Origin of the sequence: Nocardiopsis codii (genome assembly GCF_036327455.1) — a bacterium.
Lineage (GTDB): Bacteria > Actinomycetota > Actinomycetes > Streptosporangiales > Streptosporangiaceae > Nocardiopsis > Nocardiopsis codii.
Window position 1 is genome coordinate 65,359 of record NZ_JAUZMY010000027.1, and the last position, 15,050, is coordinate 80,408.

The following is a 15,050-nucleotide window of genomic DNA, read 5'->3' on the forward strand; positions in this document are numbered from 1 at the left end:
GTCATCCCATCACCCGGTGTTCATGGTGTTGAAATGTGCTCGCATCACATCTTGACCCAGTGAGCCGGATCACCTATGTTCGCAAAAAGAACAAGTGTTCGCAAAACGTACAACGGTGGGCGTCGGCGCCCACCCCGACGCAGTTGGAGCACCGATGCGCCGTAAGTTGGCCATCCTCACCACAGGAGCCGCACTGCTGGCCGCCACCGCGTGCGCCGACTCCGACTCCGGCTCCGCGGGCCTCACCACCATCACCGCCGGGGTCATCCCCATCGTCGACGTGGCCCCCGTCCACCTGGGCGTCGAACAGGGGTTCTTCGAGGAGCGCGGCATCGACCTGAGACTGGAGTCGGGGTCGGGCGGCGCGGCCATCGTCCCCGGCGTCGTCAGCGGCGAGTTCGACCTCGCCTTCAGCAACGCCGTCTCCCTCATCGTCGCCCGCGAGCAGGGCCTGCCCCTGGTCGTCCTCACCAACGGTGTCACCACCACCGGCGAGCAGGGCGCGGACTTCGGCGGGGTCTTCGTCCTCGACGACAGCCCCGTCGAGGACGTCGCCGACCTGGAAGGGCTCACGGTCGCCGCCAACAACCTCAACAACATCGGCGACACCACCGTCCGCCAGTCCGTGCGCGAGGCCGGGGGAGACCCCGCCGAGGTCGAGTTCGTCGAACTCCCCTTCCCTGACATGCCCGCGGCCCTGGAGACCGGACAGATCGACGCCGTCTGGGCCGTGGAGCCCTTCGCCTCGATCATCCGCGAGGCCGGACACCGCGAGATCGCCTCCAACTTCGTGGACACCCACCCCGAGCTGTCGGTCGCCGCCTACTTCGCCTCCGAACAGCGCGTGGCCGAGGACCCCGAGCTCTTCGAGGACGTCACCTCCGCCCTGGAGGAGTCCTTCGCCTACGCCGAGGACAACCCCGACGAGGTCCGCCGGATCATCTCCACCTACACGGAGATCGACCAGGCCGTCATCGACCGGATGGTCCTGCCCCGCTTCCCCGCCGAGACCGACCGCGAGTCCGTGCAGGCCCTCGCCGACCTCATGGTCACCGACGGACTCCTCGACGCCGAGCCCGACCTCGACGCGCTCTACCCCTGATCCCGGGCCCGAGCCGGGCCCGCCGACCCCGAGGGTCCGCGCCCGGCACGGGAACGGGTCTCCCGACAGCCCCGGCACCCGGGGTGCCGGACACACCCGCCGCCCCCTGACGTGTCCGGCCCCTCCCCTCACCGTCCCCCAGGAGACACCGCACCATGACCGCGACAAGAACCGCCTCCGGCACCCGCTCCCGGCGCTCCACCGCCCAGGGGCTGCTCGCCGCCGGCGCCGCGCTCACCCTCACCGCCACCGCCTGCGGCACCGGTGGCGGCGAGGCCGCCGACGAGGGCGGGCTCACGCCCGTCAGCGTCGGAGTCCTGCCCATCACCGCGGTCGCGCCCCTCTACCTCGGCGTCGAGCAGGGGCTGTTCGAGGAACAGGGGCTGGACGTCACCATCGAGACCGGGGGAGGCGGAGCCACCACCGTCCCCCGCGTCGTCAGCGGCGAACTCGACTTCGCCTTCGGCAACGTCGTCTCCCTCATCATCGCCCGCGAACAGGGCCTGCCGCTGACCGTGGTCGCCAACGGCATGACCACCACCGGGGACGCCGACACCGACTACAGCGCCCTGGTCGTCCCCGCCGGCAGCGCCATCGAGAGCCCCGCCGGCCTGGAGGGCGCCACCGTCGCCATCGACAACCTCCAGAACATCGGCGACACCTCCGTACGCCACTCCGTCCGCCTCGACGGCGGCGACCCCACCGGCGTCGACTTCGTCGAACTCGCCTTCCCCGACATGGTCGGCGCCATGGACACCGGGCAGATCGACGCCGCCTGGGTGGTCGAGCCCTTCCTCACCATCGCCATGGAGCAGGGGGCAACCCCCATCGCCGCGAACTTCGTCGAGCTCGACCCCGAGCTGTCCATCGCCACCTACTTCACCAGCGACGAACTCATCGCCTCCGACCCCGACACGGTCGACGCCTTCACCGAGGCCATGAACGCCTCCCTGGTCCACGCACAGGACAACCCCGACGAGACCGCCCGCATCCTCACCGAGTTCACCGAGATCGACGCCGCCGTCGTCGACGAACTGCGCTGGCCGCGCTTTCGCCCCGAGATCGACCGCGGCGCCCTGGACACCATCGCCGACCTCATGGTCACCGACGGCCTGATCGACTCCGCCCCCGACCTGGACACGTTCATCCGATGACCGACACCACCGCAAGCCCGGCGCACGACGCGCCCGCGGCCCCCGCGGGCGGGAGCACCCGCCCCCGACGGGCCGCCCGCACGGGCCCCAACAGACCAGTCCTCGGCACCCTGGGCATCGTCGCGTTCCTCGCCCTGTGGGAGGCCGTGCCCCGCCTGGGAGTGGTCTCCGACCGCTACCTGCCACCCGCCTCCGACGTCCTCGTCGCCCTGGGCCGACGCGCCACCACGCCCGCCTTCTGGGCGGCCGTCGGCGACACGCTCGCCGGATGGGCCCTGGGCCTGGCCATCGCCTTCGCCGCCGCCGTCGTGCTCGGCTTCACCCTGGGAGCACTGCCCCGGGTGCGCGCCTTCACCAACTCCACGGTGGACTTCCTGCGCCCCATCCCGTCGGTCGCGCTCATCCCCCTCGCCGTCCTCATGTACGGCACCGACATCCGCTCCACCCTGCTCCTGGTCGTCTACGCCTGCTTCTGGCTCATCTACATCCAGGTGCTGTACGGGGTGGCCGACGTCGACCCCGTCGCGGAGCAGACCGCGCGCTCCTACGGGCTCGGCCGCCTGGCCCGCGTCCGCCACGTCGTGTGGCCCACCACGCTCCCCTACCTGATGACGGGCCTGCGCCTCGCCGCCGCCGTCGCACTCATCCTGTCCATCACCGCCCAGCTCATCATCGGCTCCCCGGGCATCGGCCGCGAGATCGCCATCGCCCAGTCCAGCGGTGCCGTCTCCTCGGTCTACGCCCTGATCGTCGCCACCGGCGGCCTCGGAGTCCTGATCAACATCGGCGTGCGCGCACTGGAGCGCCGCGTCCTGCGCTGGCACACGTCCGTCCGCGGGGAGGCCACCGCATGAGCCAGCCCACCCGGACCACACGGTCCGACGACAACGGCGCCGCAGCCGGGGCGCAGGCCCCCGCCCCGACCGCGCCACCGCGCCGCCGCGGCGCGGGCCCCGGCCCCCTGGGACGGCTGAGCGTGCGCACCCTGCACGTCCTCCTGCTCCCCGTCCTGCTCATCGGCGTCTACGCCTACGCCAGCGCCACCTCGGACAGCTACTACACGCCCACCCCCGACCTCATCGCCGCCGCCTTCGTCGAACTGTGGTTCTCCGACCGCTTCTTCGTGGACGTGCTCCCGAGCATCGGCCGCCTGCTCACCGGTTTCACCGTCGCCGCCGTCCTCGGCATCGGCCTGGGCGTCCTGCTGGGCCTGTCCTCCGGGAGCCGCGCCCTCCTCGAACCCGTCCTGGAGTTCCTGCGCGCCATCCCGCCGCCCGTCCTGGTGCCGCTGATGATCCTGCTCGCCGGCATCGACGACTCCATGAAGGTCATGGTGATCATCTCCGGCTGCGTGTGGCCCATCCTGCTCAACACCGTGGAGGGCGTCCGCGCCGTCGACCCGGTCCTGGCCGACACCGCCCGCTGCTACGGCGTCACCGGCGCCACCCGGCTGCGCGTCCTCGTCCTGCGCTCGGCCAGCCCGCAGATCATGGCCGGGCTGCGACTGGCCCTGGCCCTGGCGATCATCCTCATGGTCATCAGCGAGATGTTCGCCAGCTCCAGCGGGCTCGGCTTCGCCATCGTCCAGTTCCAGCGGACCTTCGCCATCCCCGAGATGTGGGCGGGCATGGTCCTGCTCGGCCTGATCGGTTTCGTCCTGTCGGCCCTGTTCGAGCTCGTCGAAGGCCGTGTCCTGGGCTGGTATCGGGGTCTGCGCGCCGCGAACCGGGGAGAGTGAGCCCATGGGCAGCGCGCCGAACCCGACCACGACCACGACGAACCACGAGGGAGAACGTCCCACCATGCTCAAGGTCACCGGCCTCCAGAAGATCTACAACGGGGGAGCCACCGCCGTCGAGGCCGTCCGCGACCTCACCTTCGAACTCGGCGAGGGCGAACTCGTCTGCCTCGTCGGCCCGTCCGGCTGCGGCAAGACCACCCTGCTCAAGTGCATCGCCGGGCTCATGCCGCCCACCAGCGGCACCGTCGAGCTCGACGACCGGCCCGTCACCGCTCCGCCGCCCGACATGGCCGTGGTCTTCCAGGAGTACGGGCGCAGCCTCTTCCCGTGGATGAACGTGCGGTCCAACGTCGAGCTGCCGCTGAAGGAGAAGAAGCTCTCCAGGGAGCGGCGCGCCGAACTCGTCGGCGAGTCCCTGGAGGCGGTGGGGCTGACCGGCTTCGCCGACGCCTACCCCTGGCAGCTCTCCGGCGGTATGCAGCAGCGCGTGGCCATCGCCCGCGCCATCGCCTACGAGCCCAAGGTCCTGCTCATGGACGAGCCGTTCGCCGCCGTCGACGCACAGACCCGCGCGGACCTGGAAGACCTCATCCGCGAGATCTGGAAGCGCCTGGGCGTCACCGTCCTCTTCGTCACCCACGACATCGACGAGGCCGTCTACCTGGGAGAACGGGTCCTGGTGCTCTCCTCCTCGCCGACCGTGGTACAGGACGACATCACCGTCGACCTCCCGGCCGAGCGCGACCAGCTCACCACCCGCCAGGACGAGCGCTTCACCGAGCTGCGCGCCCGCGTCTACGCCCAGATCCAGCAGGCCAAGAGGGGCTCCGGCGCCCGTACGGACGTTCGGGCCGGGGACCGGGGCGGGAGCCCGGTCGCCGACGAGGCAGCGGCCCGCTAGCCGCCCCCGAGCACCGGCCCCCACAGAACCGCTTCCGCACAGCACACGCGGGAAACCGCCGAAGGAGACACACCGTGACCCTGATCGCCTCAGAGGACTACACCTCCGCCGTCTTCACCGGGGTGTGGACGCCCGCCAAGGGCGGTGACGCCCCCGTGGTCTCGCCGTCCACCGGGGACGTGCTGGGACGCACCGGCATCGCCGACGCCGACGACGTCCGCGACGCAGCCGCGCGGGCCGCCCGCGCACAGAGGGGCTGGGCCGCCGCCTCCTTCGAGGAACGGGCCGCCGTCCTGCGCAGGGCCGGCGACCTGCTGGAGGCCAACGCCGAGGAGATCATGGGCTGGCTGCGCCGCGAGGGCGGGGCTGCGGCCGGGATGGCCGGCTTCCAGGTGCACGTGGCGGCGGGGGAGTGCTTCGAGGCCGCCGCCCTGGCCTCCCAACCGCACGGCGAGATCCTGCGCACCGGCAAGCCGCGGCTGAGCTTCTCCCGCCAGGTCCCGGTCGGGGTGGTCGGCGTGATCGCTCCGTTCAACGTGCCCCTGATCCTGGGCATCCGCTCGGTCGCCCCGGCCCTGGCCCTGGGCAACGCGGTCATCCTCAAGCCCGACCCGCGCACCGCGATCTGCGGGGGCGCCGTCATGGCCGAGGTCTTCCGCAGGGCGGGCGTCCCCGAGGGCGTGTTCCAGGTGCTCCCCGGCGGGGTCGCCGCGGGCGAGGCCCTGGTCGCCGACCCGCACGTGCGCGTCATCTCCTTCACCGGGTCCACCGCCGCGGGCCGCAGGGTCGGCGAGGCGGCCGGGCGCCACCTCAAGCGCGCCCACCTGGAACTGGGCGGGAACTCGCCACTGGTGGTCCTGGACGACGTCGACGTGGACGCTGCCGCCTCGATCGGCGCCTGGGGCTCGTTCCTCCACCAGGGGCAGATCTGCATGACCACCGGACGCCACCTGGTGCACGAGTCCGTCGCCGACGCCTACGTGGAGCGGCTGGCGGCCAAGGCCGACGCACTGACCGTCGGCAACTCCGAGGCCGACGGTTCCGCGCTCGGACCGGTCATCGACGCCGGGCAGCGCGACAAGATCCACGCGCTGGTCACGGGCAGTGTGGAATCCGGCGCCGAACTGCGCGCGGGCGGAACCTACGAGGGGTTGTTCTACCGCCCGACCGTCCTCGACCGGGTCGGCGCCGCGACCCCCGCCTACGCGGAGGAGGTGTTCGGGCCGGTCGCCCCGGTCGTGCGCTTCTCCTCCGTCGACGAACTGGTGGAGCTCGCCAACTCGACCGAGTACGGCCTGTCCCTGGGTGTGCTGACCGGCAACCCGATGCGCGGCCTGGAGATCGCCGACCGGGTGCCCAGCGGCATCGTGCACATCAACGACCAGACCGTGGACGACGAGGCCGTCGCCCCGTTCGGCGGAGTGGGCGACTCGGGCACGGGGTCCCGCTTCGGCGGTACCCGCGCCAACCTGGAGGCGTTCACCGAGACGCAGTGGGTGACGATGCAGGCCGACCCGGCCCGCTACCCGTTCTAGGTCGTGTTTTTTGCATCCTTCCGGGCTCGCGTCCGCCAGACTTCCTCTCGCTGCGCCTCTGCGCTCGTGAAGCACAACCAGGCTGAACGTCGCACATCGTCTTGCGAGAGATCGCCTGGACGGCCGCTCGCCCCCCCGGAAGTCTCCTGAAAAACACTCCCTAGCCGCACGCCGACCGCCGGGCCCCCGGTGTTGTCCCCCCCGGGGGGGGCGGTGCGGGGGGCCTCTTCCGTACGGGGATCGCGGTGCCCGCCGACGGATCGGCCGGGCGGGAACGCCGGAGGCCGTGGCGGCCTGACCCGGCTCCTCGGGGCGTGGCGGGGAGGCCGCGCCCCTCGCTCCGGGCGTCCTGAGGGCCGGGGACGGGTCCGCTCACCCCCGCCGGGCGGCGGGCTCGGGCACGGGTGCGGTGTTCGCGCCCAGGGCCCTGAGCAGGTAGGGGAGCAGCCGCTCCGCCATGTCCACGCCGGGGCGTGAGCCGGGTGTGTGGGGGATGAGGAAGGTGTGGCTGACCATCGGCCCGATGACCATCTCGCCCACCACGAGTGCGTCCTCCACCGGGGGGATCTCCCCGCGCTCCGCAGCCCGGTCCAGCACCGCGCCGACACGGTGCTGGAGGGGCATGACGAACTGCTCCACGAGCACGTCGGCCAGGGCCCGGTTGTGGGCGGCCTCGCCCAGGACGGCGCGGAGGAGGCGGCCGGAGGGGCCGTCCAGGGCGGCGGCCTTGTCGTGGAGGAGGGCCTCCAGGTCCGAGCGCAGGTCTCCGGTGTCGCGGTCGGGGCCCAGTTCCTCGGCCCAGGCGCGGGCGGCGCCGACGACGAGGTCCTCCTTGGACCGCCAGCGCCGGTAGAGGGTGGCGGTGGAGACCCCGGCGCGTCGGGCGACGGCGGCCGTGGTGAGTCCGCTGTAGCCGTTGGCCTGGAGTTCAGCGAGGGTGGCGTCCATCAGCGCGCGGTCCCGGGTGGCGTCCCGCGGTCTTCCCCGGTGGGGGGAGCGGGAGGCGTCGGGCAGATGGTCGGTGGTCATACCGGAATCCTATGCGAGGGCCCTGGTAGAAACGAAACGCTTTCGTTTACTATCGGTCCATGACGACGACTGAACCCCCCGGCGAACCGTTCACCCTGACCACCGACATCCCGCCGATCGTGGCCGGGCTGCGCTCGGCCTTCGCGTCGGGGCGCACCAAGCCGATCGCGTGGCGGCGCGCCCAGCTGCGTGCGCTGCGGCGCCTGCTCACCGAGGAGCGCCCCACCCTGGAGAAGGCCCTCCACGCCGACCTCGGCAAGAGCCCCGTGGAGGCGCACACCACCGAGATCGGCTTCGTGGTGAACGAGATCGACCACACGCTCAGGCACCTGGCCTCGTGGCTGCGCCCGCAGCGCGTGTCGGTACCGGTGGCGCTGGCTCCGGCGAGGGCGCGCAAGGTCCGCGAGCCGCTCGGTACCGTGCTCATCGTGTCGCCGTGGAACTACCCGGTCAACCTGTCGCTGACGCCGCTGGTCGGTGCGATCGCGGCGGGCAACGCGGCGCTGGTCAAGCCCAGCGAGCTCTCCCCGGCCACCTCGGCGGCCCTGGCGGACCTGGTGCCCCGGTACCTGGACAGCGAGGCGATCGCGGTGGTGGAGGGCGGCATCCCCGAGAGCACCGCCCTGCTGGAGGAGCGCTTCGAGCACATCTTCTACACGGGCAACGGCGCGGTGGCCCGCATCGTCCTGGCGGCGGCCGTCAAGCACCTGACCCCCGTCACCCTGGAACTGGGCGGCAAGAGCCCGGCCGTGGTCGAGCCCGGTGTCGACCTGGCGGTGACGGCCCGGCGCCTGGCGTGGGGCAAGTTCACCAACGCGGGCCAGACCTGTGTGGCCCCCGACTACGTGCTCGCGATCGGGGACACCGCCGAACCCCTCCAGAGGGAGTTGGCGGCCGCCATCACGGAGATGTTCGGTGACGACCCCGCCCGGAGCGCCGACTACGGGCGCATCGTCAACCAGCGCCACTTCGACCGGTTGTCCGCCCTGTTGGAGAGCGGGACGGTGATCGCGGGAGGCGGTCGCGACCGGGACCAGCTCTACATCGCGCCCACGGTGATGGGCGACGTCGCCCCGGACGCCCCGGTGATGGCGGAGGAGATCTTCGGGCCGATCCTGCCGGTCGTGCGGGTGCCGGACCTGGACGCCGCGATCTCCTTCGTCAACGAGCGGGACAAGCCGTTGGCGCTGTACGGCTTCACGGCGTCGGAGACGACCAAGCGGCGCCTGACGACCGAGACCTCCTCGGGCGCACTGGCCTTCGGCCTGCCCATCGCCCACCTGGCCGTCCCGGACCTGCCCTTCGGCGGCGTGGGGGACAGCGGTATGGGCGCCTACCACTCGACGGCGTCGATCGACACGTTCTCGCACACCAAGCCCGTGCTCGACAAGTCGCTCTTCCTGGACACGATGAAGGTCGCCTACGCGCCCATCACCGACGTCAAGGAGAAGCTGCTCCGCAGACTCCTGTGACCCGGCGGGGGCCGGGCGGCGGCAGTCCCGCTCCGGCCCTCCGCCCGGGGCGGGCCGCCCCCGCGTGGAACGGGGACGGACCGGCCCGCCGACCACGCGAGGGTCGGCGAGCCGGTCCGTCGGACGGCCGCGGGGATCAGTCCCCGTAGCCCCGTCCCTCGTCCTCCTCCTGGCCGCCTTCGCTCTCTTCGCCGCCTTCGCCCTCTCCGTCGTCCCCGTCCTCGTCGCCCTGGCCGACGGGCTGGGCGTCGGTGTACACCTCGCCCCCGGTGAGCGCGCCGGTGCCGAAGATGTCGGTGACCGTCACGAAGTGGTAGCCCTCCCGGTGCAACCCCGCCAGGACGTCGGGGATGGCCTGCACCGACGTCTCGTGGATGTCGTGGAACAGCACGACACTGCCGGGCACGGAGTTGGTCAGGGCGTGTTCGCTGATGGCTCCGGTGTCGCGGCTCTGCCAGTCCATGGTGTCCACGTCCCACAGGATGAGCGGCTGCTCGACCGCCCCGCGCACCGTCTCGTTGAGCGACCCGTAGGGCGGCCGGATGGTCGGAGGGTTGGAACCGATCACGTCGTGCACCGCCTTGTTGGTGCGTTCGATGTCGCTCTTGACGGCCTCGGCGGACAGCCCCGCGAGGTCGTCGTGCTTCCATGTGTGGTTGCCGAGCTCGTGCCCCTCCGCGGCCATGCGCGCCACGGGTTCGGGGGACTCGTTCACCAGGGATCCCAGGACGTAGAAGGTGGCGCGCGCGTCGTACTCGGCGAGCATGTCCAGGAGTTCGTCGGTGTGCTCGCCCGGGCCGTCGTCGAAGGTCAGCGCCACGCACTTGAGCCTTTCGCAGTCCAGGGCGCCGGCGTCGGCGCTCAGTGCGCCGCCCAGCGGGAACTCCTCGTCCGCGGAGTTGCCGCCCAGTGCGGCCTCGCGGGCGTGGAAGCCCAGCTCGGACAGCAGGTTCTCGGACTTCTCCGGCTCGACCGGGAGCATCACCTCGTCGACGCTGCCCGCCCCCGGCACGTCGGCCGCCGCCATGTGCACGGCCAGGCCGCCTGCGGTGCTGAACGCCAGGTCCTCGAGCGGGGAGCCCCCCCAGCGCTCGGCGGCCTCCAGAGCCTGCTCCGGGTCGGCCAGGTCCAGCGGCTCGCCGCCCCCGCCCTGCCCGCCGTGCGGTTCGGCCCGGGCGTCCCCGGCTTCGGAGGACGCGGCGCCGTCGGCCGCGGCGGTGTCGCTCCCGCCCTCCCCCTCCTCCGCGGCCTGCGCCCGTGCGGCGACCTCGCCGACCAGGCCCGGCATCTCCTGGACGGGGAGCTGGTACTCCGCCTCCAGGATCCCGGCGACCTCCAGGTGCGCCTGTTCGATGGCGGCCTCGTCGCGGAAGAGAGAGGTCCAGGGAAGGACGCTCTCCGTCGCCACGTCGTACCACAGGCTTCGGGCGTCGAAGGTGTCGCTGGTCCCCGCGGAGGTGGCCGCGGTGAGTCGTAGCCCGAGGATGTCGGGGGAGGCGGCCAGAACCGCCACGTCCTGGCTCAGTTCCGGGGTCCCCCTCTCGGGAAGGTCCTCCAGGAAGGCGGTCTGGCGCTCGGCCATGGAGGTGCGGAGTTCGGTCATGAGCGCGGGCGCGCCGCCCATCAGCGGATACCGGTAACTCACCACGCTGTGGTCAGTGGTCACCGACAGGGTCTCCGCCTCCAGACCGTGCATCTCGTCGACCGGTGTGCGGACCGCCTCCGCGTACGGGAGTTCCTGGTCCGCGGCATGGCAGCCCGATACCAGGAGCAGGCTCAGGGCGGCGCTGACAGAGAGATTTCGTCGCAGTGAAGTGACAGGCACGAGGGGACCATATCGGAGCACCGAGGCGAGATTGAAACTCAGTGCGACTACTTGGATACTCTGGGTAGTGACTTGGCTCTTTCGATGCACTCCCCGGGCCCGGCGTGGGGGGAATGACCCCCCACGGCCCCGTTGTCCGGCCCCTCGACCCCCTCAGGCCACCGGGGCAGTCCCCGCGACCTCGGCCACGGCGCGCACGATCTCGCGGACCTGGGCCAGGACCGCGGCGTTCTCGCCCGGGTCCTCCACCTTGGGCAGGTGGACGTGCCCGGCCGGAACCTCCCAGCCTGAGCGGTCCCGCAGCAGGGTGTTGCGGTAGGCGATCTCGTTGGACAGGTAGTTCCCGCCGCTGCCGCGCCGCGCCGAGGACCCCTCGCCGGGGCCGTCCGGCCGCTCCCTCTGCTCGTCGGCCCCGGCGGGCACCTCCGTCACCACGGTGTTGACGGCCACCGGGTACGGGCTCCCGGAGGTCGCCTCGATGATCCGTGCGCCGGGGAGCGACGAACGCGTCCACTCCGGCGCGTCGGCCCCGGGGACCGGCGCCCGGCCGGAGCGCACCTCGCGGACGTTGTCCGGGCCGCCTCCGCGCCAGATCCCGTTCCACTCCTCCAGGTCGAACCGGCCCGGGCGCCCCCGGCTGAGGGTGACCACCGCGTCGGCGCGCCCGTGCTGGGGGGCCAGGGCCTCCTCCACCAGGCCGGCGTCGAAGTCCGCCCACCGCACCGGGAACACGGCGGTGCGCACCACCGCGGTCCGCTCGCCCACGGGGAAGGTCCACCCGTTGAGGTCCAGCGCCGCGGCCCCGGAGGGGTTGGAGCACCCGGGGTCCTCGTCCAGCCGGAAGGGGTCGAAGCCGGTCGCCACGATCCGGATCCACCGGTCGCCCGGCGGGAAGTCGAGGTCGGTGATCCCACGCGAGCCGGTCTCCAGCAGGTGCAGCAGGTCCGCGCGCTCGGCGTCGGACAGGGCGAACTCCGGCTTCCAGGTGCGCAGACGGGCGGCGAGGACCAGCCTGGCCCAGTACGGGGGGCGGTCGTCGGAGCCGTCGACGTCGGTGCGGGTCGCCTCGGTCCACAGGCGGGAGGCGTGCGCGGAGACCGCCTCGCGGGCCCGGGTCAGGTCGGTGGCCGCGCGCAGGTCTGCGCTGAACAGGGGTTCGGCGGCGCCGAACCCGGAACGGGCCAGGATGCGGCGGGGAACGGGGAGTCCGGCGCGGTCCTCTTCGGGCGTGGTGTCGTGGTGCACGGAGTCGCAGTCTGTCGATAGGTCGGGCTGTCGGCCACGGGGATCGCGGTGGTGGAGCCAGCCGAGTCTAACGTCGCGCAAACCCCGCCGCGGCAGGGGAGTGCGGCGCGTCCCGGAACGAGACACGGGGGCTGGACCGGGCGGCTCGGACTTGGCAGGGTGTGTAGTGACCGCAGGCCCCTCTCAACGGAGAGAGAAACACATGGACACTTCCGCCCTCCCCGACACCGAGCACCTCGCCGAGCGCGCGAGGACCGCTCTGGGACGGTGCGGCGTCGGCCGACTGCGCGAGCCGATCGGGGCCGCCGGGGTGGCGAGGACGCCGATCACCGGGCAGATCCTCTTCCCCGTCGAGTTCGACACCGCGGCCTCCGCCGAGCGGGCCGTCACCGCCGCCCACGACACCTTCACGTCCGCGTGGCGGGACACCCCCGCGCCCGTGCGGGGGCGGCTCGTCCACCGGTTCGGTGAGCTCCTGCGCGAGCACAAGGAGGACCTGGCCGCGCTGGTGACCATCGAGGCGGGCAAGATCCACTCCGAGGCCCTGGGCGAGGTCCAGGAGATGATCGACATCTGCGACCTGGCCGTGGGCCTGTCCCGGCAGCTGTACGGCCGCACCATGCCCTCCGAGCGGCCCGGCCACCGCCTCATGGAGACCTGGCACCCCCTGGGCGTGGTCGGAGTGATCACGGCGTTCAACTTCCCGGTGGCCGTGTGGTCGTGGAACACGTGCGTGGCGCTGGTGTGCGGCGACACGGTGGTGTGGAAGCCCTCGGAGCTGACCCCCCTCACCGCGCTCGCCTGCCACGGGCTCCTCATGAGGGCGGCGGAGGACGTCGGCGCGCCCGCCGACGTCCACCGGCTGGTCCTGGGCGACCGCGAGGTCGGCGAGGCCCTGGTGGAGGACCCCCGGGTGGCGCTGCTGTCGGCGACCGGTTCGACGGCGATGGGCCGTGCCGTCGCCCCGCGTGTGGCCGCGCGGATGGGCCGCTACCTGCTGGAGCTGGGCGGCAACAACGCGGCCGTGGTCGCCCCGTCCGCGGACCTGGACCTGGTGGTGCGCGGGAGCGTGTTCGCCGCCGCCGGGACGGCGGGACAGCGCTGTACGAGCCTGCGCCGCCTCATCGTGCACGAGGACGTGGCCGACGAGGTCGCCCGGCGGATCGTGGACGCCTACAAGCAGCTGCGCGACCGGATCGGGGACCCGTTCGAGGAGTCGACCCTGGTGGGACCCCTGGTCGGCGAGCGCGCACACACGGCGATGGGGGCCGCGCTGGCGCGGGCGCGGGCCGACGGCGGCGAGGTGCTGGTGGGCGGCGCCCGCTGGTGGGAGGAGTCGGCCGCGGACGCCTACTACGTGGAGCCCGCCGTGGTCCGTATGCCGGGGCAGACCGAGGTGGTGCGGGAGGAGACCTTCGCGCCGATCCTGTACGTGCTGGGATACCGCACGCTGGAGGAGGCGGTGGAGCTGCACAACGGGGTGCCCCAGGGGCTGTCGTCGGCGATCTTCACCCAGGACCAGGCGGAGGCCGAGCGGTTCCTGTCGGCGGCGGGCTCGGACTGCGGGATCGTCAACGTCAACATCGGCACGTCCGGGGCGGAGATCGGCGGGGCCTTCGGCGGCGAGAAGGACACGGGCGGCGGGCGCGAGTCGGGGTCGGACTCCTGGAAGGCGTACATGCGCAGGGCGACGAACACCGTGAACTACGGCGGTGGGCTGCCCCTGGCCCAGGGGGTCCGCTTCCTGTGACGCGGCGGTGCCCGCGCCCGGTCCGGGCGCGGGCACCCTCGCTGAAAAAGTTGTAGGCAACCATGTTGTACACAACTGAATGCTGCTACGGTGGTGACTCCGGAGCCCGCGCAGGCGGGCCCCGCTCGCGGCAGGAGGGAACACCGTGGCAGATCCCGACGAGGGCGACCCCCTCGCGCTGGACAACCAGCTGTGCTTCTCCCTCTACACCGCCTCCCGGGCCCTGACCGGGCTGTACCGGGAGCTGCTGGGGGAGCTGGAGCTCACCTATCCCCAGTACCTGGTGATGCTCGTCCTGTGGGAACGAGGAACGCTCACGGTCAAGGAGCTCAGCCGCGCCCTGCACCTGGACTCGGGCACGCTCTCCCCCCTGCTGCGCCGGCTGGAGACCTCGGGCCTGCTGACCCGGGAGCGCAGCACCAGCGACGAGCGCGTCGTCCGCGTCACCGCCACCGCCGAGGGCCTGGGCCTTCGCGACCGGGCCACGGACATCCCCGGCCGACTGGTCTGCGCCACGGACCTGACCGCCACCGCGGCCCGGGACCTGCGGGACGCGCTCGGCCGGCTCACGCTCTCGGTGGAGACCACCGCCCGCAGGCACGCCTCGTGCGACACCGCCGACACGGCCGGAACCCCCGCACCGAACCAGTAGAACCCCACCACGGGCCCCGCGCGAGCGGGGCCGAGAGAGAGGCATCAATGGCATACAAGGCCATGTACACCGCCAACGCCACCGTCACCGGCGAGGGCCGCAAGGGCAGCGGCAAGACCGACGACGGCCGCCTCGCGGTCGACCTGTCCGTGCCCAAGGGCGTGGGCGGCGACGACGGCCCCGGCACCAACCCCGAGCAGCTCTTCGCCGTCGGCTACGGCGCCTGCTTCCACGGTGCGCTCAAGGGCGTCGCACGCCAGGCCAAGGCCGACGTCGAGGGCTCGTCGGTCGACGCCCAGGTCACGCTCGGCAAGTCCGAGGAGGGCCTGGACATCGCCGTGGACCTCACCGTCACCATTCCGGGCGTGGACCAGGCCAAGGCCGAGGAGCTGGTCGAGGCCGCCCACCAGATGTGCCCCTACTCCCGCGCCACGCGCGGCAACATCGAGGTCAACCTGTCGGTCAAGACCGCCTAGGAACGACCAGCGGAGAGGGGGAGAGCGCACACGGCGCCCTCCCCCTCCTGCGTCGGCGGGGGCCGGCGCGGAGCCCTCCGGCGCGGACCCCCGTCCCGCAGGGCGGCCCGAGACGAAGGGGCCGGGAGGGTCGGACGACCCTCCCGGCCCCGTGCCGGTCACACCGCC

13 protein-coding genes are annotated in these 15,050 nt (G+C 72.5%); 10 read left to right on the top strand and 3 right to left on the bottom strand.

The window, feature by feature from the left end; genetic code table 11:
* Window positions 1-154 precede the first annotated feature (154 nt).
* The 6 genes from Q8791_RS23970 to Q8791_RS23995 all read left to right on the top strand — a co-directional run bounded on the left by Q8791_RS23970 (window position 155) and on the right by Q8791_RS23995 (window position 6,433).
* Entirely contained in the window at window positions 155-1,102 is a 948-nt protein-coding gene (locus Q8791_RS23970) for an ABC transporter substrate-binding protein (protein WP_330094047.1), read from the top strand.
* Between the two features lie 155 nt (window positions 1,103-1,257).
* The gene (locus Q8791_RS23975; RefSeq protein WP_330094048.1) at window positions 1,258-2,256 is read left to right on the top strand and encodes an ABC transporter substrate-binding protein; all 999 of its coding nucleotides are present in this window, start codon (window positions 1,258-1,260) and stop codon (window positions 2,254-2,256) included.
* Window positions 2,253-3,110 carry an ABC transporter permease gene (locus Q8791_RS23980; RefSeq protein ID WP_330094049.1) on the top strand — a complete coding sequence of 286 codons (858 nt, stop codon included), beginning with the start codon at window positions 2,253-2,255 and terminating at the stop codon, window positions 3,108-3,110. Before Q8791_RS23975 ends, Q8791_RS23980 begins: the two co-directional genes overlap by 4 nt.
* Complete coding sequence (locus Q8791_RS23985) at window positions 3,107-3,994, top strand: ABC transporter permease (RefSeq protein ID WP_330094050.1); 888 nt, start codon at window positions 3,107-3,109, stop codon at window positions 3,992-3,994. The genes Q8791_RS23980 and Q8791_RS23985 overlap by 4 nt, the downstream gene beginning before the upstream one ends.
* Before the next feature lie 64 nt (window positions 3,995-4,058).
* Window positions 4,059-4,898 (top strand): ABC transporter ATP-binding protein, encoded by an 840-nt coding sequence (locus Q8791_RS23990; protein ID WP_330094084.1) that lies wholly within the window; start codon window positions 4,059-4,061, stop codon window positions 4,896-4,898.
* 74 nt (window positions 4,899-4,972) lie between these two features.
* Entirely contained in the window at window positions 4,973-6,433 is a 1,461-nt protein-coding gene (locus Q8791_RS23995) for an aldehyde dehydrogenase family protein (protein WP_330094051.1), read from the top strand.
* A gap of 372 nt (window positions 6,434-6,805) precedes the next feature.
* Here the strand turns inward: Q8791_RS23995 and Q8791_RS24000 are convergent, their stop codons facing one another.
* A complete protein-coding gene (locus Q8791_RS24000) occupies window positions 6,806-7,462 on the bottom strand; it encodes a TetR/AcrR family transcriptional regulator (protein WP_330094052.1) in 657 nt (218 codons plus the stop codon).
* A gap of 59 nt (window positions 7,463-7,521) precedes the next feature.
* Here Q8791_RS24000 and Q8791_RS24005 point away from each other — a divergent pair, with 59 nt between their 5' ends.
* On the top strand, window positions 7,522-8,934 hold the full coding sequence (locus Q8791_RS24005) for an aldehyde dehydrogenase family protein (protein WP_330094053.1): 1,413 nt from the start codon (window positions 7,522-7,524) through the stop codon (window positions 8,932-8,934).
* A gap of 136 nt (window positions 8,935-9,070) precedes the next feature.
* Here Q8791_RS24005 and Q8791_RS24010 read toward each other — a convergent pair whose 3' ends face one another.
* Window positions 9,071-10,759, bottom strand: coding sequence for a polysaccharide deacetylase family protein (locus Q8791_RS24010; RefSeq protein WP_330094054.1), 1,689 nt, complete (start codon window positions 10,757-10,759; stop codon window positions 9,071-9,073).
* A 153-nt stretch (window positions 10,760-10,912) separates the two neighbouring features.
* Window positions 10,913-12,004, bottom strand: coding sequence for a pyroglutamyl peptidase (locus tag Q8791_RS24015; protein WP_330094055.1), 1,092 nt, complete (start codon window positions 12,002-12,004; stop codon window positions 10,913-10,915).
* Between the two features lie 202 nt (window positions 12,005-12,206).
* On the opposite strand from Q8791_RS24015, the gene amaB reads away from it, so the two are divergent.
* From amaB to Q8791_RS24030, 3 genes are all read left to right on the top strand, one after another.
* On the top strand, window positions 12,207-13,754 hold the full coding sequence (amaB, locus tag Q8791_RS24020; RefSeq protein WP_330094056.1) for an L-piperidine-6-carboxylate dehydrogenase: 1,548 nt from the start codon (window positions 12,207-12,209) through the stop codon (window positions 13,752-13,754).
* Window positions 13,755-13,899: 145 nt separating this feature from the next.
* The gene (locus tag Q8791_RS24025; RefSeq protein ID WP_330094057.1) at window positions 13,900-14,406 is read left to right on the top strand and encodes a MarR family winged helix-turn-helix transcriptional regulator; all 507 of its coding nucleotides are present in this window, start codon (window positions 13,900-13,902) and stop codon (window positions 14,404-14,406) included.
* A 47-nt stretch (window positions 14,407-14,453) separates the two neighbouring features.
* A complete protein-coding gene (locus tag Q8791_RS24030; protein ID WP_330094058.1) occupies window positions 14,454-14,882 on the top strand; it encodes an organic hydroperoxide resistance protein in 429 nt (142 codons plus the stop codon).
* Window positions 14,883-15,050: the final 168 nt, after the last annotated feature.

What these genes read in the sequence shown, in the direction of transcription:
- Q8791_RS24005 (WP_330094053.1), top strand. Translation starts at nt 7,522, where the DNA reads ATGACGACGACTGAACCCCCCGGCGAACCGTTCACCCTGACCACCGAC.
- Q8791_RS23985 (WP_330094050.1), top strand. Translation starts at nt 3,107, where the DNA reads ATGAGCCAGCCCACCCGGACCACACGGTCCGACGACAACGGCGCCGCA.
- Q8791_RS24000 (WP_330094052.1), bottom strand. Translation starts at nt 7,462, where the DNA reads ATGACCACCGACCATCTGCCCGACGCCTCCCGCTCCCCCCACCGGGGA.
- Q8791_RS23970 (WP_330094047.1), top strand. Translation starts at nt 155, where the DNA reads ATGCGCCGTAAGTTGGCCATCCTCACCACAGGAGCCGCACTGCTGGCC.
- amaB (WP_330094056.1), top strand. Translation starts at nt 12,207, where the DNA reads ATGGACACTTCCGCCCTCCCCGACACCGAGCACCTCGCCGAGCGCGCG.
- Q8791_RS23980 (WP_330094049.1), top strand. Translation starts at nt 2,253, where the DNA reads ATGACCGACACCACCGCAAGCCCGGCGCACGACGCGCCCGCGGCCCCC.
- Q8791_RS23975 (WP_330094048.1), top strand. Translation starts at nt 1,258, where the DNA reads ATGACCGCGACAAGAACCGCCTCCGGCACCCGCTCCCGGCGCTCCACC.
- Q8791_RS24030 (WP_330094058.1), top strand. Translation starts at nt 14,454, where the DNA reads ATGGCATACAAGGCCATGTACACCGCCAACGCCACCGTCACCGGCGAG.
- Q8791_RS23990 (WP_330094084.1), top strand. Translation starts at nt 4,059, where the DNA reads ATGCTCAAGGTCACCGGCCTCCAGAAGATCTACAACGGGGGAGCCACC.